26 protein-coding genes are annotated in these 25192 nt (G+C 52.1%); 7 read left to right on the forward strand and 19 right to left on the reverse strand.

Going from position 1 to position 25192, the window contains the following annotated elements:
- Nucleotides 1-60: 60 nt before the first annotated feature.
- Nucleotides 61-1851, forward strand: coding sequence for a flagellar hook-basal body complex protein (locus GM556_RS06260; RefSeq protein WP_155579582.1), 1791 nt, complete (start codon nt 61-63; stop codon nt 1849-1851).
- A 100-nt stretch (nt 1852-1951) separates the two neighbouring features.
- On the opposite strand, the gene GM556_RS06265 is transcribed toward GM556_RS06260, so the two are convergent.
- Nucleotides 1952-2662 (reverse strand): MucR family transcriptional regulator, encoded by a 711-nt coding sequence (locus GM556_RS06265; protein WP_155573697.1) that lies wholly within the window; start codon nt 2660-2662, stop codon nt 1952-1954.
- Nucleotides 2663-2950: 288 nt separating this feature from the next.
- Nucleotides 2951-3196 (reverse strand): hypothetical protein, encoded by a 246-nt coding sequence (locus tag GM556_RS06270; protein ID WP_155573698.1) that lies wholly within the window; start codon nt 3194-3196, stop codon nt 2951-2953.
- Nucleotides 3197-3534: 338 nt separating this feature from the next.
- Here GM556_RS06270 and GM556_RS06275 point away from each other — a divergent pair, with 338 nt between their 5' ends.
- A complete protein-coding gene (locus tag GM556_RS06275) occupies nt 3535-3945 on the forward strand; it encodes a hypothetical protein (protein ID WP_155573699.1) in 411 nt (136 codons plus the stop codon).
- A gap of 40 nt (nt 3946-3985) precedes the next feature.
- Here GM556_RS06275 and GM556_RS06280 read toward each other — a convergent pair whose 3' ends face one another.
- From GM556_RS06280 to GM556_RS06320, 9 genes are all read right to left on the reverse strand, one after another.
- Nucleotides 3986-4360 carry a flagellar biosynthesis regulator FlaF gene (locus tag GM556_RS06280; protein ID WP_155573700.1) on the reverse strand — a complete coding sequence of 125 codons (375 nt, stop codon included), beginning with the start codon at nt 4358-4360 and terminating at the stop codon, nt 3986-3988.
- Between the two features lie 84 nt (nt 4361-4444).
- A complete protein-coding gene (locus GM556_RS06285; RefSeq protein ID WP_155573701.1) occupies nt 4445-5167 on the reverse strand; it encodes a flagellar hook assembly protein FlgD in 723 nt (240 codons plus the stop codon).
- Between the two features lie 27 nt (nt 5168-5194).
- Nucleotides 5195-7210 (reverse strand): hypothetical protein, encoded by a 2016-nt coding sequence (locus tag GM556_RS06290; RefSeq protein WP_155579583.1) that lies wholly within the window; start codon nt 7208-7210, stop codon nt 5195-5197.
- A complete protein-coding gene (gene motA, locus GM556_RS06295) occupies nt 7210-8070 on the reverse strand; it encodes a flagellar motor stator protein MotA (protein ID WP_155573703.1) in 861 nt (286 codons plus the stop codon). The genes GM556_RS06290 and motA overlap by 1 nt, the downstream gene beginning before the upstream one ends.
- Before the next feature lie 69 nt (nt 8071-8139).
- Complete coding sequence (locus GM556_RS08685; protein WP_155573704.1) at nt 8140-9348, reverse strand: flagellar motor protein MotB; 1209 nt, start codon at nt 9346-9348, stop codon at nt 8140-8142.
- 69 nt (nt 9349-9417) lie between these two features.
- Complete coding sequence (locus GM556_RS06305) at nt 9418-10185, reverse strand: hypothetical protein (RefSeq protein ID WP_155573705.1); 768 nt, start codon at nt 10183-10185, stop codon at nt 9418-9420.
- Nucleotides 10186-10379: 194 nt separating this feature from the next.
- On the reverse strand, nt 10380-10793 hold the full coding sequence (locus GM556_RS06310) for a flagellar FliJ family protein (RefSeq protein WP_155579584.1): 414 nt from the start codon (nt 10791-10793) through the stop codon (nt 10380-10382).
- A 38-nt stretch (nt 10794-10831) separates the two neighbouring features.
- Nucleotides 10832-12223, reverse strand: a complete 1392-nt coding sequence (gene fliI / locus GM556_RS06315; RefSeq protein WP_155579608.1) for a flagellar protein export ATPase FliI — start codon at nt 12221-12223, stop codon at nt 10832-10834.
- 104 nt (nt 12224-12327) lie between these two features.
- A complete protein-coding gene (locus GM556_RS06320; RefSeq protein ID WP_370513602.1) occupies nt 12328-13200 on the reverse strand; it encodes a DUF1217 domain-containing protein in 873 nt (290 codons plus the stop codon).
- Between the two features lie 165 nt (nt 13201-13365).
- Here GM556_RS06320 and GM556_RS06325 point away from each other — a divergent pair, with 165 nt between their 5' ends.
- Complete coding sequence (locus GM556_RS06325; RefSeq protein ID WP_155573708.1) at nt 13366-14091, forward strand: glycosyltransferase family 25 protein; 726 nt, start codon at nt 13366-13368, stop codon at nt 14089-14091.
- 13 nt (nt 14092-14104) lie between these two features.
- A complete protein-coding gene (locus tag GM556_RS06330; RefSeq protein ID WP_155579586.1) occupies nt 14105-14599 on the forward strand; it encodes a hypothetical protein in 495 nt (164 codons plus the stop codon).
- 11 nt (nt 14600-14610) lie between these two features.
- Here the strand turns inward: GM556_RS06330 and GM556_RS06335 are convergent, their stop codons facing one another.
- The 3 genes from GM556_RS06335 to GM556_RS06345 are packed head-to-tail and all read right to left on the reverse strand — an operon-like array spanning nt 14611 to nt 16648.
- Nucleotides 14611-15090, reverse strand: coding sequence for a hypothetical protein (locus GM556_RS06335; protein ID WP_155579587.1), 480 nt, complete (start codon nt 15088-15090; stop codon nt 14611-14613).
- Nucleotides 15087-15458: a rod-binding protein gene (locus GM556_RS06340; protein WP_099026915.1), complete on the reverse strand. Its 372-nt coding sequence runs from the start codon at nt 15456-15458 to the stop codon at nt 15087-15089. Before GM556_RS06340 ends, GM556_RS06335 begins: the two co-directional genes overlap by 4 nt.
- Before the next feature lie 17 nt (nt 15459-15475).
- Nucleotides 15476-16648, reverse strand: coding sequence for a flagellar basal body P-ring protein FlgI (locus GM556_RS06345; protein WP_155573712.1), 1173 nt, complete (start codon nt 16646-16648; stop codon nt 15476-15478).
- Between the two features lie 179 nt (nt 16649-16827).
- Here GM556_RS06345 and GM556_RS06350 point away from each other — a divergent pair, with 179 nt between their 5' ends.
- A complete protein-coding gene (locus GM556_RS06350) occupies nt 16828-17826 on the forward strand; it encodes a lytic transglycosylase domain-containing protein (RefSeq protein ID WP_155573713.1) in 999 nt (332 codons plus the stop codon).
- Nucleotides 17827-17834: 8 nt separating this feature from the next.
- Here GM556_RS06350 and GM556_RS06355 read toward each other — a convergent pair whose 3' ends face one another.
- Nucleotides 17835-19469, reverse strand: a complete 1635-nt coding sequence (locus tag GM556_RS06355) for a tetratricopeptide repeat-containing glycosyltransferase family protein (protein WP_196424779.1) — start codon at nt 19467-19469, stop codon at nt 17835-17837.
- Nucleotides 19470-19809: 340 nt separating this feature from the next.
- Between GM556_RS06355 and flhA the strand changes: the two genes are divergently transcribed.
- Nucleotides 19810-21894 carry a flagellar biosynthesis protein FlhA gene (gene flhA / locus GM556_RS06360; RefSeq protein ID WP_155573756.1) on the forward strand — a complete coding sequence of 695 codons (2085 nt, stop codon included), beginning with the start codon at nt 19810-19812 and terminating at the stop codon, nt 21892-21894.
- A gap of 50 nt (nt 21895-21944) precedes the next feature.
- Nucleotides 21945-22733, forward strand: coding sequence for a hypothetical protein (locus GM556_RS06365; RefSeq protein ID WP_155579589.1), 789 nt, complete (start codon nt 21945-21947; stop codon nt 22731-22733).
- Nucleotides 22734-22748: 15 nt separating this feature from the next.
- On the opposite strand, the gene fliP is transcribed toward GM556_RS06365, so the two are convergent.
- From fliP to GM556_RS06385, 4 genes are all read right to left on the reverse strand, one after another.
- Nucleotides 22749-23531 carry a flagellar type III secretion system pore protein FliP gene (gene fliP, locus GM556_RS06370; protein WP_099027056.1) on the reverse strand — a complete coding sequence of 261 codons (783 nt, stop codon included), beginning with the start codon at nt 23529-23531 and terminating at the stop codon, nt 22749-22751.
- Nucleotides 23532-23646: 115 nt separating this feature from the next.
- Entirely contained in the window at nt 23647-24045 is a 399-nt protein-coding gene (locus tag GM556_RS06375) for a hypothetical protein (RefSeq protein WP_155573715.1), read from the reverse strand.
- A gap of 14 nt (nt 24046-24059) precedes the next feature.
- The gene (gene fliN, locus GM556_RS06380; RefSeq protein WP_155573716.1) at nt 24060-24467 is read right to left on the reverse strand and encodes a flagellar motor switch protein FliN; all 408 of its coding nucleotides are present in this window, start codon (nt 24465-24467) and stop codon (nt 24060-24062) included.
- A gap of 2 nt (nt 24468-24469) precedes the next feature.
- A complete protein-coding gene (locus GM556_RS06385) occupies nt 24470-25192 on the reverse strand; it encodes a hypothetical protein (RefSeq protein ID WP_155579590.1) in 723 nt (240 codons plus the stop codon).

Genomic DNA, 25192 nt, shown 5'->3' on the forward strand with positions numbered 1-25192 from the left:
CATGTCTAATTTATGCCATAGAATAACCTTAATTCATGTGTCAGAACCAAGGATAGAATCATGTCTGGTGTGTTTAATGCACTCACAACGGCTGTCAGCGGCATCAATGCCCAGTCAGATGCCTTTACCAACCTTAGTAACAACATCGCCAACAGCCAGACCGTTGGCTATAAGGCGGACACAACCTCCTTTGCGGATTTCGTAGCAGGGAGCATCACAGGGAACTCCGCTTCCCAAGCGCAATCCAACACAGTGCAGGCCATCACAGTGCAGCATGTTGATAATGCCGGAACGGCAACCAACAGCACCAATGGCATGGCTTTAGATATTTCTGGTAAGGGGATGTTTGTAACTTCCAAACCCACCGGGGCAGGCGCAGCAAATGCCGGAGTTACCAATTTCTCCGAGCAAAAGTTCTATACGCGCAATGGTGACTTCCAGCAGGATAAAAAAGGGTATCTTGTTAACCCTGCCGGCTATTATTTAGACGGTTATATGACTGATTCCACTGGCTCGCTCACCAATGTTATCAGCCCACTTAATGTCAGCAATGTTGGCTTTAAGCCAACCGCGACAACAACCATGACCCTTAACGCTGCGGTAGGTAAGCTCCCTGCGGACCCCGCCAACTACACACCGCAAAGCTATACAACTGCTGCCACCACAACCTATGATGCAAGCTCTAACCCCCATAAAATAGCCCTCCAATGGCAGCAAAGCGACACTAACCCACTTGTTTGGAATGTCTCTGCTTATGATGCAGATGGGACAGGCACCATCGCGCCCAATAATTATCAAGTCACATTCGACCATTCCGGCTCTCTTGCCTCAATTACCGATATGCAAACAGGTAAAGAGGTTGGCTCATCAACAGTAGGCTCAAAGGCGGAAATCCCCATTACGGCCCATTACGGCAATAATGTGGAACAAACCATCAATCTCGCCCTCGGCACCATTGGTGGAACGAGCGGAACCACTATGGTAACAACCAATAACTCCGCCTCTACCAACCAGGCAAACCCGCTTAGCCTCTCTGGCACGACACTATCTATGAGCCCGACAACAATCGGGACGACAACCGATAGTATGCAAAGCTATATGAGCTCCCCCCTCATGGTTGCCAGCACAGCTGCCTCCACCACAGGCGGCACAAACGGGCAAACTAATGCTAGTACCACCACGCAGGTCCCTGTGGCTGTAAAATGGACGCAAACCTCAGCGTCTCCACAAACATGGTCTGTCCAAGCGGTGGACCCTTATGATGCCACCACCACCTCTCCTGTAAAAATGGATCAGGCTCATTCTGTCATCTTCAATAAAGATGGCAGCATCCAAAGCTTTGATGGTCAAGCTGTCAGCAAAGGCAGCCCCGTTACCACGTCTCTAAGCATCAATGGTACAAATTACACGCTTGACCTCAGCAATGCCTCCCTCACAACTGGGACATCCCTTGGCGGCGATGCTACTACTCTTACAAATGATAGCATTACCTCTGGTACCTATACCGGTGCCGAGATTGAAAGCGATGGCTCTGTCATGGCGCAATTTGACAACGGCTATACGCAGCTTATCGGCAAAGTCGCTTTGACAAACTTTAACAACGTCAATGGCCTTCAAGCCGTAGATGGCCAAGCTTACCTTGCCACATCACGCTCTGGCACCCCTCAAACGGGCCTTGTCGGTGAGAATGGCACAGGCTCCCTCGCTGTAGGCTTTGTGGAAGCCTCCACAACCAACCTAACAGGCGATCTCTCCGCCCTCATTGTGGCGCAAGAAGCTTACAGTGCGAACACGAAAATCGTCACAACAGCCGATACATTGCTCCAGCAAACAATCGCTATGAAGCAATAAACCGTCTCATATAGGCCATAAAAAGGGCGCGGGTGTTTTACCACCTCGCGCCCTTTTTCTTGGCTAGCCAGCACATCTTACTCTCAAGAGGAGGGACCCTTTAGGCCTTGATGTGAGGGTGATTCTTCTTCTTGCGGTCATAATGACCAAGCCCGGTACGAGAAGCCTCTAGCTTCTTCATTGTGGAATAACTCTCACACGCCATGGGATAATCTGCTGCTAAACCCCAATAAAGGCGATACCCCTCGGGGCTTTGGCGATGTTGCCGCTCAATATGACGTTTGAGCATGCTAAACGCCCCACCACAATGCAGACAAATAATTTCATCACGGAAGATAGATTCTTCAGGCGCGCAATAAGGCTCATCGCGGTTTGCAATCCACTGGCCCGGCTTTTCTTTTACCTCAGGGGACATACCTTGTACAAAATGGCTCCCCAGAGAGCCCGTAAACCCACGGCCTTGCTGGCTTGCCAATGCCGCCAAACCTGCAAAAGCGTCCCTACCTTCATTTTTCCCCGTAGGCAGAACGGCCGTCATCTTCTGTGCGAGACGCACAATCTCATCTGATGCGCTCGTCATATCGTGGATAACCCCAAGATCCACAAGCTCTGAGAGGACATTCAGCACGATGCTTGCCCGCTCTGGGTAATGTTGAGCAAGGCTTAGTAGCGTCTCCGTCATGCCGCGCAAATGCTCTGCCTGACCGACAATATCACTTAATGTTTGAGATGATGAAAACTCCTGCTGGAAGCGTGCAAGAAGTCGCCCAATCCCCTTCTCAATAAAATTACTTGTTGTCTGCACTGTCATTTGTCCCCCTCCTATGTCCGACTCTAGCTTAGCCTATCTTACCCGTCTTATTAAAAGATTGTTACAAACCACACGGCAAGTGCTTTTAATAACCAGCTCTCACATTTGGTCAATAACTCTCTTTTTAAAAGAACCGTTATAAGATTTTATGAGGAGGACTATACAAATCGAAAAAGACGAAAAAATGGCTATTTTTGTCTTTTTCATGGAAATAGCCTTTAAAAAAGAAGGCTTGCTGACAGATGCCAACAAGCCTCACACGATAACCCAGAGCGTAACGCATGGCTCTCACGTCATACTATCAATGCTGCACGCCACCATAGCAGCAATCCCCATCCCTATTTCTCGCGATTGCTGATAGATAAGCTTATCCCGCTTATAAGAGGCTGTACGAAGTGCCTCACCGCGCTCATCATGCTGCACTTGCGATGACAAAGCCGCCGCCCCTGCGGCAAGCGCGCGCATATCTGTCATGAAATCCTGCAACCGGTCCCCTACCGCTCCAGAGCAAGACGAAACAACGCTACGCTGCATCAGGTAATCCTTCTCAAAACAGTCTCTCTAGCGAGCTTTGGGCCTCTATTGCCTTTTATACGGTATAAAGACCTAAAAATAATAATTGACCCATTCATCATAAGGCCAGCAAAGCCTATATAGAGAAGGCACATTAAAAAATGATTAAAAATATAGCTCACGATTAATTTTTAAGATAATAAAAACCTATCTCTCTATAAGATATTCCTTATATATCTCCATTTTCTTCTTAAATTGGAACCCTATTTCCTAACAGTTAATCTTATATGCCTTATTATATCTCATCCTATACCATTGGAAGGCCTATTACCCTTAACGGGATGTAAAAAGGAGGCGCGATGTCCATATATAAGCTCATTCTCCCTGCGGTTTTACTGCTCCCAGCCCTTACCAGCACCGCATCAACCCCAGCCATGGCGCAGCATTTTTATGGCGGCAATGCTTATCTTCTACGCCCACCCCCAGCACCGCCACCAGCTATGAGGGAGTTTACCCATCTACCACCGCCACCGCCGCCGCCGCCCTCCTTCGGCAGCACATGGCAACGGGACGACTACCGCCCCCACGAGCAGCCAGCCCCATGGGCAGGACCGCTTTGGGGGTCTTACCGCGACCCACAACTCTCTGTTCAATATGGCTGGAATGCCCCTGCCTTCACCCCTTGGGGCAATTACATTACATCCCAAGCCCCTTACCTACCCTCTCCTCCTAGCCGGAGCTGTGTGGACCAAAATTGTACAAGCCCTTAGCCATAAAAAACGGGTTCCTTCCAGAGGGAACCCGTTCTTATTAGCCCTCATCTTCCGCAAGAGAGCTTAAACCTTCCAACACATTAGAAGCCGCCTCAATAAGAGGTGTTAGGCTTAATGTTGGGTCTAACATCGCGCGAATACCATATTTCTGTGCTTGGTCAGCCATCCGGGCAAACAGCAATCTATCTTCTGTTTCCACCATGCCTGCTTCCACAGCATTCGCCCGTTGGATCAGTGACCAAAGCCGTTGATTCTTCGCAATAGCCTGATTACGCTTAATCACGTCGCCCTCATAAGCGACACTCTCTAACGCGGCTATCAAACGGCGGAAACATTCTGCATCAGCTTCCCTATCAGAGAGAGACTGACTAACAGCACTGCGATAAGCATTCATGGCGTTATGTTGATACATAAACGAGCAACCGCCTCCCCTCTATAGTTATGGCTGGGCTTTTCCACGCAGGCAAAGCCCCCATAATCCCATCAATCAGACAATTTAGCTCGCGGCTTGAATATCAGTCATCGGGACCTCTGCATCCCCCATCATGACATTCATCCCAGAGCTACCTTTCTTCACTGCTGTGACCGTGCCTTTTACTGTGAAGGGAACGTCAGCCGTATTACCGCGGCTATCAACTGTCTTAACGGCAACGCTATAAGCCCCATCGCTTAGGCTGCTGCCGTTATCATCCTTACCATCCCAGCTCCAAGACGTCTGGCCGCCTCCTGCTTGCATGACAGCATGACGTACAATCTGGCCGGCACTATTAGCGATGGAAATACCAACCACTTGGCCAGCACCCGCTTTAAAGGACAAGCCTGCCGAGCCAGATTGCAACGGCAAGGTGGAACCAGATACACTCACCTGACGACCCACAAGGCCTTTATCCTGCGTAAGCTGCCCTGTCTCATTAAGAGAGATAAGCGTGTTAAGGTTGTTATTCGTCTGGACCTGCTGCTCCACAGCGGAGAATTGAGCCAACTGAGAGGCCATATTCTCGGTATTCATCGGGCTGCTAGGGTCCTGATGTTTGAGCTGTGTTGTCAGCAATGTGAGAAAGTTATTCTCATTCTTGGCCATAGAGGCAAAAGCCCCGGCCGTATTAGTACTAGAGCTCCCACTCTGCCCCGCTCCAGACAAAGAGGATGCTCCACTACGCGCAGCACTATCCGCTGCTTGTTGCAAGGCTAAAAGATTATTAGACGTTGCGCTAACCATGACGTTTTCCCTCCACTCTAAAACTGATTAGACTGAAATATTCAGCCGGCCCATCCCACCAGATGCGCCCCCTGCCGTCCCGGTAGGGGTGTATGATGTGTCATCTTGCGGCGATGCCTCGCTCTGTGCAGCGCGCAAAATAGCCCTAGGCTGCCGCGCTGTGTGCTGCTGGCCCGCACCGCCATCACCACCTGCCAAAAAGCCACCTGCCTGTTGAAAGGTCGCTTGCCCCTGCTGGTTTTGCCCCTGATGTTGGCCTTGGTTAGGGCTTTGCTGTTGGGGCATGTTCTGCTCCCCCCCGTGCGCGCCTTGGCCTGCTTCAGTGGGGAGAACATCAATCTTCATCACCCCTGCATGAAGCCCAACCTCATCAAGCTGACGAGCAAGGATATGGTGCGTTTTTTGCAACGCATCCGTTGTGCCATCATCCTGACCTTGCAATGCAAGGGAGGAAAGCCCTTCTGGCGAACGATTCAACTGGACACGCACGGACGTATCATCAGAGGTCGTGACCGTTATATTTAATGTCCCCGCCTGCCCGTTAGAGGTGCGAGCAGAAAGCACGCTTGGCGTGGCAAGATTATGCTGCATAAGAGAGGCTTTAACCTCGCCTCCCGCCTGCTGCGCCTGATGTTGCGGCAAACTATGGGAGGAAGCCACCTCCACCCCCATATTCTGGGCAGCGTCGTTGCTGCCCTCCATATGTGATGAGACAAGCCCTAAAAAGGAGCCTTCCCCCACATTCAAACCGCTCTTGCCAGCATCATCCCCATGTGTCGCGGCGGCTATATCCGTCCGCGCGGCTCGCTCTGCAAAATTATGCTCTGATGCACCATCATGTCCCGCTCCACCTTGTTCCCCACCTGAGGATAAAGACTGCCCTCCCGTCTGGGCCGATGATTTTACAAGCAGGTCGAACAATGTATTGCTCCCCGCATGCGTCTGATCATCGTGCGTTGCCCCATGTGGGATAACCGAAGATGGTGAGGATGGCCCCTTCACTGTGGAGGACATCGCCGCCATAGTGGCAGGTTGGAAACTCAAAGCAGTAACGGCTTGTTTCCCATCTTGGGCACCATTCTGCGCTACCGAGGATACCGCCCCTTGTGATGCAGTAACTGCTTGAGATGATAAACGCATGGAGGCCGCACCCTGCTCCCCTTCGGAAAGAGCATGAGAAAGCCCTCTCTGCATGTTAAAGCCTTGGGCGAACGCCGCCTCTACGGGCGTTGTCTGCTTCATCGGCTGCGTCATAAATGAGGCTGGGGCTTGCTCGGCCATACCGTGCTGGGACGATGCCTCACCCACAGAGGCCATAGACGCATCCACGGCCTTAACAGAGGCCTCCTTTTGCGTTTGCCCCTCTAAAACTGCAAACCGCGCTAAGGATGACGCCGCATCACGCCCCGCAACGCCTATAGAAGCCTGCCCTGCCAGTGAAGCACTCGCTGAGGAGGGCCCCTCTATTGCGGTAGAATGATGCGTTGTAAAAAGTCCCGCTATGGATAACGCTGCTTGAAGATCTACGGCAGTCTGCGCTGATGAAGATTGATGCGCTTTGGAGGGGTCATCATCTTGCTCTGCCTTCTGCCGCGCCTCCGCTGCTTCCTGCGGTGTGAGCGTCTCATCCTTAGCCGCTACAGCCTCTTGTGAAGGGGGCGTCCGCCCCTTATCAACCAGCTTATCCTCTGAATAAACTGTCTGCTCCGGCCCATCCTGCCTTTGAGCTGCCTGTTGTGCTCCTTCTGAGGGAGTATCTCCCTGCTCTGAAGCTGTTTGCTGCTCTGTCTGGCCCTGCGCCTCTGTTTGTACCCCAGTGTCCTGCTGCCCTATATTCGTCTTATTCCCTTCTTGCGAAGAAGGATCTTGCGCGGCATGATCCTGCGCTGCCAATATAGCGGCAAATTGTTTACGCCCCGCTTTAGAGGGAATAGAGATATTGGGCTTAACACCCCCCCCTTGTGTGGCCTTGCTCCCTCCCTGTGAGGCAAGGCTGGGGTTAATATCCGCTAAATCCATAGTCGTGAGAGACGGCAAAGACATTAGACTAACTCTGTCAGCATAGTATCGACTTCTGCAAAGCCGGGCATGAGTTCTTCTGGGATGGCCTTACGGCCAATCTCAATGCAGACTTGTGGCGGCTGGCCTTGTACAAAGGCCACTAACACCGTGCGGATAATGTCGTAATAATGGTTATCCATTTTCACGACTGATTGCATACGCGACGCTAAAGGACTGACCACACCATAAGCCAACAACACACCAAGGAAGGTCCCAACCAAGGCCCCAGCAATCATCTCCCCCAACACAGCGGGAGGCTTACTAATCGCCGCCATTGTTTTCACCACCCCTAGCACCGCAGCCACAATCCCCAAAGCGGGCAACGCATCAGAAATGGAGGTAAAGGACTCAGCAATATGGAGGTCCTCATGCAGATTTTTCTTTAATTCCCGCCCCATAATTTCATCAAGCTGATGGCTCTCATCAAGATTCATACTAATTAACCGCAAATAATCGCAGATTAAATCGCATGCCTTTTCATCAGCTTTAATCATCGGAGCTGTAGCAAAGATGCTGCTTTCCTCTGGGCTTTCAAAGTCATTTTCCAGAGAGGCAATGCCTTTCATATTCGCTTGCTTCAATAGCCGATACAGCAGAGCCAGCAGATCTAAATAATTCTGCCGCCCATATCGTGGCCCTTTAATGACCAGCATCAGATAGCCAAAAACGGACTTCACCGCCTCCATACTGTTGCTCATGATGAACACACCAATGGCCGCACCGAGGATTGTCAAAAGCTCAAAAGGCATAGAGGCCAGCAAAGGGGCCAAAGCCCCCCCGGAGGCGGCAAACGAGCCAAACACGCATAAGAGTGCAAAAATCAGCCCACCAATATACAGCATCTTAGCCTTCCTCTCTCAAAACTCGTCCTAATACCGCCCCTCTATGGGCTATTTTACGCGCCCCTCTGCTCATCGCGCTTTCCCCTGCTCAGCACCATTTTGAGGCGTGGCAGGCTTATCACCCGCTTGTGCAAAACTATCTGGCAAGGGATGGAAGCGATGAATGAGCAGAACAATCCGCCTATTCTCAGGGGCTTCTGGGTGTGCGGGGTCTGCTAGGCTACGGTCAGCACGCCCTTCCACACTCCTAATCCGTCTATCGGGATAACCAGAGCGTACAAACAGCTCGCGCACACGGTCTGCTCTCATCTCCGATAAGGTCCAGTTTGATAAGCCGTGCGGATTTACCTCCTTCATATGGTAAGGCACACCATCGGTCTCCCCAATGATGGAAATATCCTCTGGCAACGTGCCTAACCATGCAGCAACCCGCTCTAATAAGGCTTGGCCATCCTTATTAGGGACAACCTCACCATTATCAAACATCGCTTTATGAGCTGTATCTTGCACCTCGATGCGAATTTCATTCGTCCCCATCTTAAAACCAAGATTGTCCTTTAAATCATTCAACCCCGCCTCATGCGTGAAAGTGGTTTTTAACCCCTCCACGACATGATGAAGATACGTATCTTCCTGAGCCGCTTGCTCCACTGGCTTTGCAGCAGGGCTTCGCTCTGCCCCAGCACCAGCGGGAGCACCATCACCCGCACGCCCGGTATCTGCTGCATTACCTTGGCCAACTTGACCCACATTTTCCGCCGCACCTGTTTTCGGCCCCCCTAAGGGAATAATCTCTGGCCGACCTGCATTACTATCATCTTCATCAGGATGTGTATCTTCACCGGATGACAGAATACTCACGCCATTATTGGTTAGGATGCCTTCTTGCCCCTTACCATCACGGCCTCTACCATCCCCTTGGCCATCATGAGCATGCTCCTCAGGATCACTCTCTAACGCATCTGGCTTTGGAGCTGGCTCTTGGTCAGAGTTCTGCACCATCCGCAAAGATGACGGAGCAGAAAGCGGGGATGTCTCTAACAAAGCTTGATTCGATGTTGCAGAGCCTGTGCGGTCCGCCATAGGGTTAAAGAATAGAGCAATCCCGCGCTTCTGCTCATCTGTTGTGATATTCAACAACCACATCAGCAAGAAGAAAGCCATCATCGCGGTCATAAAGTCTGCATAAGCAACCTTCCATGCCCCACCATGGTGCCTGCCACTGACAATCTCTTCTCTTTTAATAATGATTGTTGGCGTGTTCTTCCCCTCAGCCATGACGCGCCCACCATTTTAACAAGCAAAAAGACGCCCGCCCTAATGAGACAAGCTGGGCCACGCCTTGCATCACGCAGACCTCCTATTATGAGCAATACCCACCCGAACAGACGGCACACCGGAGAAAGAGGATGTCCCCGTATGGGTCAGCTCAATCGCCGTATCGACCCACACTTCACCGCCAATCTCCCGCCAGCGTTTGCAAAATGTGTAATCCTCACTCAGATATGTGCCGCTTTCAGCATCAATACTTCCCTCAAAAAGGGCAAAACGGCGGCCATCCTCACCTGCGGGGGCGTCAATGCGTTTATATTCCAACTCTGGATAAGCTTTGAGCATACGACTTACCGCATGACGACTAATCATCATAAAACCCGTACCCGCATAAGCGGTTTTTAAGAGCGGACCATGCTCGTAGGTTTCACGCATTGCTGCAGTCTCACCGACATAACGCAATGAGGCTGTCTGCTGCCTCTCCCCAGCAAGAATGTTATGCTTTGTTTGATCATCCCAAAAACGATCCCGCAGCGGATACAACCCCGCAATAACATCCTTACCCGCCTCAAAAAGACGCGTTGGCGCATTAGCGGGAAAACTGATATCCGCATCCACAAACAAAAGATGCGTACAATCGGAGCGGAAATAGAAGTTCGATAACAGCGTGTTGCGTGCCCGCGTAATCATGGCATCATCACCAACATGCATAACCGTCATAGGGATGCTCTGCCCGCTAGAGGCATAACCAATGACCGACAGCATATAGCCCGTTGTCACCATGCCACCAAAACAGGGCGTTGCGAGCATAATCTTCCCTGAGGGTGAAGTCCCTGTTTGCATATTGTGCTCCTTCTAAAGTGCGGCACGATTAAGCCATGATTTTGCCTTATATAACTTTGTTTTTTACAAGGCTAAATGTGAATCCTCAAGATATTTCGCAAGACATAAGCCTTGCACATGCCTAAAAATAGGGTTTTTTTAAGGTCTTGTTGCTGAACTTGTAGAAGGTTTGTTGTGGTTTATTAAGACTTAGGTCACAATTCCTCATACGCTAACGCATGATACTGTGCGCGCTCATCTAACATCGCTTGTTCTTGGCGTTGTGCGTGCTGCGCTTGCTTCTGCTGATGATGCGTTAATATCGTTTTTGTCCCCTCCTCCTCTCGGACTCGTCCCATAAGCACCGCTCTTGCACGGGCACTTTCCGCCTCAGCTTGCGCTAAGGCCTCATCCAACCGCTCTAGCTCCGCTTGGGCGAGGGGTAACCAATGGCGATAGCCATTCCATAATGCTGGGTCTTGAGCGACATCTTCGCGCATCGTCCCTAATAAAGTACGATTCTCCTCCATCTGGGCTATAAGCGTATCTTTTTGCCCTTCAATGCGCCGCTCCTCAGCAAGGCAGGCCGCAAGCCGCGTGCGTGCTGCATCAGTATCGCGTTTTTGCATTTTGGCCAGAGCGGTAAGGGCCTTTAGACGTGCTGGCTTTATAATGCCTGCTCCTCGCCATACTCAGCAGGTGCTAAAATCGCCTCAAGCCCAGCAAAGGATTCTTCTAACGAGACACGTTCCATCTTCTTCTGCGTTAAAAACCGCTCTAATTGCGGGCCGAGCTGTACGGCTTGGTCGGTCTCCATATCATTACCCGGCTTATATGCCCCTAAACGAACAAGGTCGCGCACATCCTCCCATTGCGCCAAAAGACGGCGCGCGTGAGTTGTTAACGCGTTTTCTTGCTCACTATTACAGCCCGGCACTGTACGAGAGAGAGAGCGCAATATGTTCATCGCGGGATAACGCCCCGATTCCGCAATTGCGCGTTCTAGCACGATATGACCATCCAAAATCCCGCGCACTGTATCAGCCACAGGTTCGTTTTGGTCATCACCTTCCACCAGAACAGAGAATAACGCCGTCATCTGGCCTGCTTTTTGCGCCCCCTGTGGCGTCCCCGGCCCAGCGCGCTCTAACAGCCGTGGGAGGGTCGCAAACACACTCGGCGGATAACCCCGCGTGGCAGGGACTTCCCCGGCAGAAAGGCCAATCTCTCGCAAGGCTTGGCAAAAACGCGTCACGCTATCCATCAAAAATAAAACGGACTTGCCTTGGTCGCGAAAATACTCCGCCACAGCCATCGCGCTATACGCCGCCTCACGCCGCATTAAGGCCGAGCTATCTGAGGTTGCAATGACCAAAACAGACTTTGCTAGACCTTCTGGCCCAAGGTCATCCTCTAAAAACTCGCGTACCTCACGCCCACGCTCCCCTACGAGGGAAATCACCGCGACATCACACGCAGTCTCCCGCGCTAACATCCCCATAAGGGTGGATTTCCCTACGCCAGAGCCTGCAAACAACCCCAGACGCTGCCCCTCCCGACAAGTGGTGAACAGATTCATCGCCTTAATGCCAAGGTCAATCCGTGGCCCTAGGCGGGCACGCTCTGTTGCGTTAGGGGGAATGGCACGCCGCTTTTGCCGATGGCTGGACGGTAAAAGCACACCCTTACCATCAAGCGGCGTACCCATTGGGTCCACCACCCGCCCAATCCAAGACTCATTAACCGCCAACCCCGCCGAAGGGGCCTGCTGGCGCTGCCCCTTGCCGTACAAAGCAAAAAAGACAGGACAGCCAGCACCAATCCCCTCAATCGCTTCATAGCTCATCGCTAAGGCTTGCTTCTGACGAAAGGCAATAATCTCGGCAAGAATATCGCGCCCATCAAGAGTACGAATCCGTATATGATCCCCCACAGCGGTAAAGGCCGCCAGCCCTGCTACGGTCACACATAGGCCAGACACATCCACAACCCGCCCAGCAAGCTCCCCTAAAGGCACCCCAGCCGCTGCAGGGCGAAGCAAGTCGGGCAGAGCCTGCATAATCCCTTCCTGACTCGCTAATTGCGCTGTTAAAGCCGCATTTTTCGCCCGCACAGCCTGACATTGTGCGGCACTATCGGGCTTATTCGTCAGGATCACAGCCATTACAACAGCCCAGAGCTAGATGATCCGCTATCACTCCCGCCAAAAAGGGCTAAAATCCCATCACCACCATCATCACCACCAAAAAGGTCAATCATGCTGGCAGGCTTATCATCGCTATTATAATCGGGGTGCATCTGGATTTGCGCCAAATATTGCTCCGCGTAACGCTGCACACTATCAGGCTTAGAGAAGGTACTCATATCAACTTTCTTGCTCAAAATACGTTGTTGCTGATCAAAATCCAACACACCGAACTGGTCAGGGTCATACCCGCTTACAACCTCAACCACCCGCAATAATGTGGCATCGGACATCACATCATTAAGCGTTTTCACCTGCCCGGATTGCATCCGCCGGGTGAAATACAGTGCATCCCCCACGCCATTTTGCTTAAGCGCATCACTCGTCTCATAACGACGTTGCTCATATGAGCTTACGGTCGAGGCAATCAAATCCGAGGTAAACGGCGTTGCTTCTGCTGTCCCTTTCCCCGCGCCTAAGCTAGCGAACGCATCAGCAAAGGCCAACCAGCTCGCATTCTGCGAAGTACGTGCGAGAGACGAAGACGATGTAGGGTCTTGTGTTAATAATTTTCGTTCTACCGCTTGCTGCCCGCTTAAAGAGCTTAGGTTATACGCCCCTAATACCACTTGATTAACGGAGTAATTCTTCATCAGCGCATCCGTGGTGGTGATGGAGGATGCCTTTTGTTGGAAGTCCGCCACCATGCGTTTGGCTTCGTTATCGCCCTTAATGTTATTGGCTGCTGCCTGAACTTCATCCTTACGGGCTGTTAGAAACTGAGCCACAGGGGAAATACCGCTAAGTCCCATCTGCCACCTTCCTCCATCAAACATATCAGTAGCGGGCACGAAAAAGGCCATACCCTCGCAAGAGAGCCCATCATAAACCAGAGATATTTAACAAAAGGCTTCTTCTGGCCAATTTTCAGCACAATAAGGCTAATTTCCCCTATAATCCCTGTATCTCTTTTATATAATCCATAAAATAACCTTATAGTCTTCCAAAGGGCCTTCATGAAACACTATGTCATTAGTCTTGCCCGCACGCCAGAACGACTAGAACGCTTCCGGCGCGTTAATAGCCATCTCCCCGACATTACCCATGCACCGGGCATTGATGGCCAACAAGTGGACAGGCAGAACATCATTAAAGCCGGAATGCTAACCGCAGACTGCCAATTTACCGCTGGAGCTGTAGGTTCTGGCCTGACGCATATTGCCCTATGGGGGGCCATCGCCCAAAGCCAAGAGCCTGCCCATATCTTTGAGGATGATGCCTTTCTCTGCCAAAACTTTGCCTCCAAAAGCCAAGAGATCATCCAAAACCTCCCTGAAGATTGGGAGATTATCCTCTGGGGGCAGAACTCCGATGCCCCACTACATTATGAGGTTCTCCCCGGCCAAACGGATTGCTTTGCCCAGTTTAATCAAGATGATGTACGCCGTGGGATTGAAGGCTTCCGCTTCCAGCAGGTAGAAACACTTCCCTTCCGGCTCAAACAAACCTTCGGCATTTGCGGTTATGCCCTCTCCCCTCTTGGGGCTGTATCGCTCATGAAACGCTGCCTCCCTATGGCATCCCTCCCCATCAACTACCCCTCCTTAGGCAATAGGACACTCATTAGCAGCAGCATCGACCATCTTATGAACCGCCATTACGCGGAGATGAAGGCTTATTGCTGTGTGCCCCCCCTTGTTCTGACCGATAACCTAACCGCCCAAAGCCTCAACCGCGCTTAAGAAAGTGAATATAATGACACACCGCGCGTTCCGCTCTCTCCTTACCTCAATGCTTGGCAGTGCTGCCTTGTTCGGCCTTGCCTCTTTAGGGGGCTGTGTGCGGCCTGCCGCACCCTATCTTGCCCAAGGGCAGCTCCTCAGTCAGGCAGGCTTTGTCGCACACCCCGCTAATACAACAGCCCGCTATGGGCTGATGAATAGCCTCCCCGATGGCAGCATCACCTACCGCATGGCCCCTGATGGCCAACGAATCTACCTGTATGCAGACCCTCTAGCCTGTGGATGTGTCTATATGGGGGATGAACAAGCTTATGGGGCTCTTCAGGCCCATATCAAACAAACAATGAGCCACAAAAAGCACGCTCATCTCACCCCCTCACAAGAGCTTATCGCTGCCATGACGGCAGAAAATCACCGCGATACAACACCATGGGATTGGACCATCTGGAGCCCCGCTGCGGACCCTGACAGCAACCACCCCCGCCATATGATTGGTGATTACTGGTAAGGCGTCATCTATTAAACGCGGTTATTAAGGGAGATGTTGGCGCGGGATGTATCCGCCCCGGCCTCTCCTGTCCGCCCATAACCATGGCGGCTTTCTTCCATTGCGCTCTCTACCAAAAACTGCATTACCGCCTCTTGCGTCACTACAGCCCGTTGGAGAAGAACACGATTTTGCGCGGCAATATCTGCAAAACGGCTCTGCACTTGTCGGAAACTTGCGGGCAAATTCTCAGCCCCTACCCCCGCTCGCCGCGCTTGCTCTACCAGAGTGGACAATTTTTCGATCCGTGCGGTTTTCTCTGGCAGTAAAGCCGTTGCTTCTGTCACATTCTCCGCTTCCAGCAGGTGATTTTCCTTCATCATAATTTCCGTTGCCTCGGTAAAAGCACGAATGAGAGCCGTGAAAGAAAATGTCTCTTTTGCCGTAAGGTCGCGCCCTGAGAAATGCCCTGCAACTTTACGAAGGGCTTGACCAAGCCTTAGCCTCTTCATCCTTTACGCCCCTTCATACTATGCCCTACCTGGGGAGAATGAGCCGCTTTTTCCTGCATCTCTTTCATCCGACCATAGACTTGATGAGCAATCCCAACCCCACCACTTCGGGCAACTTCCTTGCCAAGCTCCAACACTTGCATAGAGCGAAATTGCTTCTCTGCATTACCACCACCAAAAGGTGCGGCAGAATTATCCACCGTATCGAACATCGGCTGTAACATCTCACCAAGAGCCATCGCCTCGAAATCCTGGGCGGTTTTACGCGTCTTATCCTCCATAGCGGATGAACCAGCCGGAGAGGGCTGCGCTTTAGCTGTATGAGCTGTAACAGCAAAACGCGCCGCCATTGTTGATGAAACATCCATATAATGCGCCCTTCCCCTTAGCGGACCTCAAGCTCAGCCTGCAAAGCTCCATCAGCCTTAATTGCCTGCAGGATGCTAATCATATCGCGCGGGCCAACACCAAGGGCATTAAGCCCCGTCACCAAATTGGATAAAGACGGCCCATCAGAGAGAATCCCCATCTTATGCTCACGGTCTGTTGTCGCATTGATCTGTGTTCGTGGCACAACAGCTGTCTGCCCCCCACCAAAAGCATTGGGTTGAACAACCTCTGGCGTGTTCGTCACCTGCACGGTGAGGTTACCTTGTGCGATAGCAACAGTCGTGATGCGAACATTCTCACCAATCACAATCGTACCGGCAGCCTCATCGACAATCACTTTCGCCATTGTATCAGGTGTGACGGTTAAATCCCCAATCTCATACAACGCTTCTGACACATTCCGCCCTGCGAGATTCACTGCAACGGTCCGTGGGTCATCCACTCTGGCCGTTCCGCGCCCCATATGGCGGTTAATGACATCCGCAATTCGCACCGCAGTCGTGTAGTTAGAGTTCTTCAACGCTAAATGGATAATACCACCCGCCCCTAAAAGAACAGGTACTTCACGCTCCACAACCGCACCATTAGCAATATGACCACTTGTTGGGACGTTACGCGTTGCCGTTGCACCGGGGCCTTGTGCGGTAAAGGCATTTGTCACCAAAGAGCCTTGTGCAACAGCATAAACCTCACCATCAGCCGCTTGTAGAGGCGTTACAATCAACGTCCCGCCTGTCAGGCTTTGGGCATCCCCCACGGCGGAGACTGTTACGTCAATCCGGCTACCACCATGAGCAAAGGGGGGCAATGTCGCTGTGACCATCACCGCAGCCGTGTTATGTGTCTGTAACTGAATGGCTTTGTCGCGGATATTCACGCCAAGGCGGTTGAGCATGCCAATCAACGTCTCACGCGTAAACAGCGTATTGGTCAGGCGGTCGCCTGTGCCATTAAGACCGGCAACAAGACCATACCCGACAAGTTGGTTGTCGCGTACGCCTTCATAATCCACAATATCCTTAATGCGTACAACCGAGCCATAGGCGGGGCCACCCCACCACGCACCCAAAAACGCATACGCACAAGCCACTAAAAGAGCATAGCGGCGGACGGACCATCCCCCTCTTATCCGCTGGGATAATCCCCCACAACAGCTTTTCAAAAACATCAGGCATAGCCTCCTGCCGCCCAATCTAACCTTGAGAGAAGAATATACAAGGAAAATATTCAATTATAAGCCTTAAAATAGCGCATCATTTTCTTTATATAAAGACATAAAGAAAGACCATTCCTCCAACAAGCAGGGCAAGGGCTTTTCTCCCTGCCTGTCTTACCATGGCTAGCCTCATGTCTGTTTCTCTCTCTTTACGTTATTGCAGCATGTTATTGTTAGGGGGGAGTCTCCTTTCCCCACTAATACCCCTTCGGGCAGAAACAGCCTCCCCTCCTTTAGAGCGTAGCCAATCCCGTTTATGCAGCGATGCTACAGCGCAAGTTGAGCGTGCCTTACGCTTACCGGATGGGTTCCTCTCGGCCATCAGCCGTGTTGAAACAGGCCGCCCCGATAATAAGGGGGCACTCCTCCCCTGGCCATGGAGCATTAACGCAGCAGGGAGCGGGCATTTTTACGCCAGCCGGGAGGAAGCCATCGCCGCGGTGAAAGCCTTTCAACAACAAGGGATAACCTCTATTGATGTCGGATGCATGCAGGTTAATCTCCTCCATCACCCTACGGCTTTCCCTTCCTTAGAGATTGCCTTCGACCCCTATAATAATGCCCGTTATGCGGGGATGTTCCTCCAAAGAATGCGCGATCAAACAGGCAGTTGGCCACGGGCTGTAGCGGCATATCACTCCCAGATTGCCAGCAATGGCACACCTTATCTTGAGCATGTCCTCCAGCAATGGGCCATCCCCCAAGGCGACCCCGCCCCCAATATCAGCCCCGCACCACATAGTATGCCACACACGGGACCAAAACCGCCCATAGCTCCTAGGCCCGCTACCGCCCCGTATCGCCCTTTCATCATTCGTCAAGCAGGGGATATGCCTGTAGGAAGTGGCATTAACCATGCAGGGACCGGGGCAAATGCCTTCCTCGCCCAACGCCACGCCCATCCACCCCAAGCGATGGCACCTCAGACAACCGAGGCGACAAACCCGCCACCTGCTAATAACCTAAACACACATCGCCCCTTCCGGCCTTTCCGAGGGCTTTTCCGCCCGACAATGCCGCCACCGCCTCATCAACGGCTTAAAACCTCCCAAAATGGGCGCAATCTAGCCGCTTATCGGGCGATGGCTGTCCATAGCACGGCGGCTATGCCTTATATTCCTGCCTATTAAACAGCCATTTAAATAGCCATGGCACGCTGGCGCAAATCTGCACCAACCTCCTGCAAGACAGGAACAAAGGATAATTCTTGGGCACGGAAAATACGCATTGTCGGGTACCATGGGGTCCGTTCCCCTTCATCACCCCAACGCCAACACGCATCCCAACGGCTCACAAGCCACACCTCTCGTCCTAACGCCCCTGCCAGATGCAACGGTGCTGTATCGACAGAAATTATAAGGTCCAGAGCTTCCATCAACGCTGCCGTATCGGCCATATCCTGTACTTCATCCATCACGTCATAGACGGGCTGCGGCGTCTCTACCCCCACAAGCTCACCACGCCGTGGGCCATATTGTAGATTAAAGAAATCCGCCTCAACCGTGCCAAAAGCGGCCATCATCTCCGCAAAGCTGCTCGACCGCCGCTTATCAGAGGCCACGTCTTGCGCGCTTGTCCGTGCATCACCTGCCCAAACTAGGCCTACACGCAGACGCCGCGTCTCTAGCTCTTGAGCCTGAACACCCCTTTGCTGGGCAATCACGCGCTCTACAATTTGTGCAAAATGTGCCCGCCGCTCTAACGGCACAGCAAGATAAGGGGTAAAGGGTGGCAACGCCGCAGGAGATTTGAGGTCACACAGATAAGGTAAGTCTGGAATAGGGCAAGACGTATCATATTCTTTAACCCGTTCTGGCGTCTTTAAAAGCTCCGCTACCAAACAGACCTCAACCATGGGATAGGTCTCGGCCAACAAACGAGCTAGAGGCGGAAGGGCCGCTATAGTGATATGCCCTGCTTGACGGGCAATCTCTGGCAAAAAGCGAATGAACTGTATCGTATCCCCTAAACCTTGCTCTTGATAAAAGAGAATACGCTTCCCTGCTAAAGGCACACCCTGCGTTAGACGCGGCAAATCCTTATAAAACCACCATGAAAGATTAGGCATACGCGGCACGCGCCGCACATAACGCGCAAACCCTTCCTCATATGCTCCAGCTTTAAGCAAGGCCATCGCATACCCAAAAGAGACATCCTCATCACGCGAGGCAAGCTCTATCCCCTTTTGATAATAAACCATCGCCTCGCGCGAGCGGTTAAGCCGCTCTAACGCGCAGCCCATATTATTATAGAGAGCAACAGAAGGCGGCCCCTCTTGTAACCATACCGCCAAAACACGCTCGGCTTGGTCTGCTAAGCCTGCCTCTAACAAGCCCATGGAGATATGTTCCCCTGCAAAAAGACGATGTTCAGGGTAATTCTGCGCAATCTCCATAAAGAGGCCGATGGATTCATCACGCTTACCCGCTGCCATCAAAGCCCCGGCAAGGCATAATTTCAACTCCCCTTGCAGGGAGGCCAAAACAGCATGACCCTGTGGCAAAAGCAGCAATGCTTTGCGAAAAATCGCTACAGCAACATCATGATGCGCTGTCTGTTGGGTAAGAAAAAGCCCTGCTGCTAAAAGCACCGGAATATCTTGACTAGCCTGTGCTGCCTGTATCGCAAGACTCGTAGCTTGTACCCCTTGACCCATAGCGTAAAGCTCTTTGCAACAAAGCGTCAAAGCCTCTGGCGTTAGCCCCTCAGGCAGCGCACTTTGGGACGGAGAGGGAGGCCCTTTTGCACCATTATGTTGCTCCACCATTGTCATAACATTCCTCCCTCTATGGCCTAAACCACATCCAACCTTATACATGAACTCATTAGACCATAATTATGCCATAATTGAACTTGCTGCGTAAGGACTTAATGGCTATTCTATACCAAGAATAAGATTTAACTTTAAAAAGGCCTTTAAAAGAGTTTCCGTCCCCTCTGAGGGAGGATCGTTCATCGCCCTATAATCAGCCAGGATGACAATGCCCACTCCCTCTCCCACCACTCAATCCTCCTCTGCTCATGCTGATGGAGCAACACATAAACCTGTCCCCCAAAATGAGAGCGGGGTACATCACATGAGTGGGGCTGTTACCTCCCTATTACGCAACCCGATGAGCCTCTTTAAAAAAGGCGGGGTTGCCTCCTCCCTCTCCACCCGCCTACCGGGGACGGATATTCTGCTCGCTTTAGGGGTGATTCTGCTCATCTCTATCCTCATCGTCCCCTTACCGACGATGATTCTCGACCTCGGCTTATCGCTCTCCATTACGTCTTCTGTCCTCATCCTGATGGTGGCGTTGTTTTTAGAGCGACCTTTGGATTTTACATCCTTCCCCACCCTCTTGCTGCTCACCACCATGTTCCGCCTCTCTTTAGAGGTCGCAACGACACGGCTTATCCTTAGCCATGGCAATGAGGGGGCCTATGCCGCAGGCCATGTTGTGGCCTCCTTTGGCGGCTTCCTCATGGGTAATGATGTAGTGATTGGCGGGATTGTTTTCTGCATCCTGCTTGTTGTCAATTTTATGGTCATTACCAAAGGGTCGGGCCGTATTGCGGAGGTCTCTGCCCGCTTCTTCCTCGATGCTATGCCCGGTAAACAAATGGCCATTGATGCCGACTTAGCCTCCGGAGCTATTAATGAGCGCGTTGCGCGTGGCAAAAGAAAAGAGTTGGAAGAAGAGAGCTCCTTTTACGGGGCTATGGATGGTGCGGCTAAATTCGTCCGCAATGATGCGATTGCGGGGATTCTCATCACCGCCATCAATATTCTAGGAGGGCTAACCATTGGTGTGCTGCGCCATAATATGCCCATCAGCGAAGCAGCGCAGACCTTCACCACCCTCACGATTGGTGATGGGTTAGTCTCTCAAATCCCAGCTTTGCTTGTCTCCCTTGCTGCGGGTATTGTCGTCACCAAAGGCGGGACGGATGGCTCTGCCGATGTCACCTTGTTCCGTCAATTAGGCGGCAATGCAAAACCTCTGGCGATTGCAGCAACACTCTCCGCTGTTTTTGCGCTCATGCCGGGCCTGCCTGCCTTTCCCTTCCTCATGATTTCTATCGCGGCAGGGGTTGGGGCATGGGTCCGCTATAAAACGCCCAAACGTAATGAGGACGAGCCTGACCTGACCCAACCAGCAGCCCCCACCACACAACCCATTACCGAACTCCTCAAAATCGATCTTTTACGGTTGGAGATTGGCTTTGGCTTGCTCCCCCTTGCCAGCGGGGATGACGCCCAGATTACGCGGCAAATCAAAGCCTTACGGCGCAAAATGGCAACGGATATGGGGTTTATTACCCCTTCAGTCCGCATCCAAGATAATATCCAACTACCCACAGATCGCTACGTCATTAAGTTAAAAGAGATTGATATTGCCTCGGGGGAAGTACGGCCTAATCATCTACTGGCGATCTGCCCTACCCATAAAGACGGCCAACCAACATTACCCGGTGAAACAACCACCGAGCCATCTTTTCATCTCCCCGCGATATGGATTGACCCAAATTTAAAAAAACAAGCAACAGACCAAGGCTATACAGTTGTGGACCCGGTGACGGTCATCATCACCCATCTCACCGAATCCATAAGCCAAAATCTAGGCGATTTGCTCACCTATACCGCTACGCAAGCCTTGCTGGATGACCTCCCCGCAGAGGAGCAAAAACTGGTCAATGACCTCATCCCCTCGCAAGTCTCACTCAGCACTGTACAACGTGTCCTGCAATCCTTGTTGCAAGAACGCATCTCCATCCGTGATTTGCCCACAATTTTGGAAAGCATTCAAGAAGGCCACGCTCTCGCTGCAAAGGGCATTAAAGCCCTCACAGCCCATGTCCGTATTCGCCTCTCCCGACAAATCTGCAATAGCTATGTTGGGCCTTCAGGCTGCATCTCTATGATTACACTCTCCCCAGATTGGGAGAATAACATCCTAAATAACACTGTTGGCAAAGGCGATGACCGCACCTTAGCCATGCCACCTGCCATGCTGGACCGCTTTGTCACTGCTCTACGCCAAACCTTCGACCAAACGGCTACTTTGGGAGAGATGCCCGTCATCGTAACCACCTCAGCAACACGGGATTCGGTCCGAATGATTGTGGACCGTATTCGCCCCTCTGTTGCGGTTATGGCGCAAGCAGAAATCTACCCCCGTACGCGCATCCGCACGGTTGCCACAGTGACCTAACCCTATTGATACCCTTATAAACCACCCTCTCCTTTAACTGGATCACGCTCATGACCCGTTCTTCAACCGATCAGCACACCACACAGCCAGTAGAGACGGGCGATGTTGTTCTCCCCTCTAATGCGCTAAGTATCCCAGAGATTCTCGCTTGGCATTCCATCCCCCAAGAGCTTATCACCGCAATGGCCGGTAGCAGCCTTGCTGAAGGGTTAGAGCGTGTTATTCACTTTGCCCCGCTGCCTTTAACACCTGGTATTCCGCTCGCTTTGGGCGGGGCGTCTGGCTCTGGCAAATCACTGACCCTTGCTAAATTAGCCGCACGCTATGCCCGCCAAGCGCGGCAATCAAAAGGTAAACTCCGCCAGCCCCTCGTTTTAGCCTGCGATAGCACCCCCGGCAGTTACATCAAACTGGCTTCGATTCTGCGTGGTTGTGACCTAGAGTTGGTCAAAGCCTATGGCGGCATGGACCCCGAGGAGATTGACGGCCAAGACCGCATCATTCTGGTGGATTTACCGGGGCTTTGTGTCTATTCCCCCACAGCCATGACGGAAATGCGTGAGGTGATAGACCGTACAAAAGCACGCCTCTCATTAGTCGTCCCAGCGGGGATGGACCCAGAAGAAAGCACTGATATTGCTGCGGCCTTCCATCATTGTGGGGCGGATTCACTCATTGCCAGCCGTATGGAGCAAGCCGGGCGTATTGGTAGCATCATTACCGCGGCGGCTTGTGGTTTATCTTTAACCTATGGGAGTTATTCCGGCTCTATCAATGAGGGCTTTACGCAACTCACCCCGGCTATTCTTGCCCGTCGGCTGCTCGTCTTACCGGGGTGATATAAAAGGGGGGCGTTACCCCCCACCAAAACTGCGGACTAAACCACCAGAGACCATCTGGAAGCCATCCACCAATACAAAGAAAATCAATTTAAACGGCAAAGAGATGGTCGGCGGGGGAAGCATCATCATCCCCAAGCTCATCAACACACTAGATGTCACAAGGTCTATCACCAAGAAGGGCAAATAGAGCAAAAAGCCCATCTCAAAACCACGGCTTAGCTCCCCTACCATGAAGGCTGGGACAATCACCCGCCAAGGCGGCCGCACCGTGGTGGTGTGGGTACCATCCTTCCCCTCCACTGGCGTTGCCTCTGGCTTAACACCAGCGAGATGATAGAAAATAGCCACATCATTAGGCCGCGCATTGCGAATCATAAAATCGCGGAACGGCTCTGCCGCTGCTTGCAAGCCTGCAATTTCATCAACGCGGCCATCCATCAGCGGCTCTATCCCTTGCTCCCAAGAGCGTTCCAATGTGGGCTGCATCACAAAAAAGGAGAGAATGAGGGCCAGCGCAATCAGCACCATATTAGGCGGTGTCCCCTGCGCACCAATGGCACTACGTAAAAGCGACAGCGTAATGATAATCCGCGTAAAAGCCGTCATCATCACCAGCAAACTCGGTGCGAGGGAAAGAAACCCCACAATCGCCGTAAGCTGGACAAGACGGCTTGTCGTCCCCGCCTCGCCAATGCCACCGCCTTTACCCATATCAAAAGTGATGGATTGTGCAAAAGCTGGATGCGCTGCCACACATAACAACACGCCACCTATCACCACGCCACACAAAGCCATGATGCCACATATCACGCTCCGTTTTATCGGCTTATGCTGTTTGGCAGCCTTCATCATGGCAAAGCGACCTTTATCACTCTGGTTCATACGCTTACGCCTCTCATCTCTCTGGCTATTACGCTGTCTCTGATGCGCTCTCTTTAAGAGGAGCAATGTCCTTTAAAGGCTGGGTTGGGCCATCGCCTAACCAGCCAATACAGAGGTCTGTTGGGCCACCTGTAAGAATCACCGCTGTGGCCTGCTGCCCTTCCGGGCCTTTTACAGCGACAGAAAAAAGCGTTCGTTTTGCTCCCAAAGGTACGGCATCTTGCACTTTTAAAGCACGCTCCGGGGCCGCTTCAGTTACCTGCAATAAGCGAGGCATACGGTGGCGCATACGGCGTAAGAACCACGGCGTTATGAAAATAAGCCCCACAACAAGCCCTAACGCTAATACGGGATTCATGTGAAACCCCATAACAGCCTGCATCATCGCCCCAGAACCATGAACCCCACTAACTGGTGCTGGTGTCATAATCGGACGAAACCTTACGCACTGGCTGATGACGACATAATCTCCGTCATCGTCACAGCGATATTATCATCCTCAATGATGGTGATTTCCCCACGAGCAATCAGCCGATCATTGGCGTAAATATCAATCGAGGCCCCTAATTTACGATTTAGCGGCACAACAGCCCCACGGCCAAGGCGTACCAAGTCCCGCACGGGCATTTTAACATCGCCCACCACGGCTGTAATTTTGACAGGAACATCAAGAATCGCCTCACGGTCACGGGCTTTTTCCTGCTCGCTATCGTAATATTTACCGGCCCGCTCTGCGCCTTCTTCTGCTACCTCGGACGAAAAATCGGACAAATCAACACCACCAGAGGCCTGCTTATCATCAGGCTGAGGGGCAGTCGCATTAGGGTTGGTCTCTGTCTCATCTGCCATGCTTATTCTCCTTCTTTTTGTACTATATGCGGCTCTACATCCTGCACGGCCTCTTGCTCACTTACAGGAGCCAGCCTGATGAGTGCCTCCACCGCTTCTGCGACACGATGCCGCACGGCCTCTGCCCATTGGCTCTCATCCAACGTGATGCGCGCTTGCGCGGCCGAAATCGCTACACTACCGGCTTTGCGCTCGGCTTCTGCCGTAATGGCAACATCCTTCGCCCCGGCAAGAGCGGTGCGAAGGGCTGGCTCATCAGCCTTAGCGCAATCAAGAGTGATGGTGCCCTCACATTGAGCCACCAATAAGGCGGCGTCCTCAGCAAGCTGATGGCGCAACCCTGTTTGTGAGAGATCTCCCGCAAAAAGCTGCTCAACAACCCGGCACACCCCCTCCACAAATTGCTCTGCAAGCCGCATCATCTTGGCATTACGGTGGGTCTCCTCCTCCTCCATAAACGCTAAGACCTGCGCGATAGAGTTTGCCATCTCATCACTCAAGCTCTGCACGGCATCCCCCTCACCTTGGCGATAACCTTGCTGATAAGCCTCAGCTTTAAGACGTTCCAACTCATCAGGGTGGAGCGTAATGCTCGGCTCTGGCTCCTCCTCCTCATCATCAAGCACCTCTCCCACCACGTCATGCTCATGGCGGGAAAAATCCTCCAAACTCTCACTGAAACTCCACCGCTTGGGCGGAGCAACCTGCTGTGTGATGTTGCTCAT

It is taken from the genome of Bombella sp. ESL0378, assembly GCF_009725845.1.
GTDB classification, from domain to species: Bacteria; Pseudomonadota; Alphaproteobacteria; order Acetobacterales; family Acetobacteraceae; genus Bombella; species Bombella pollinis.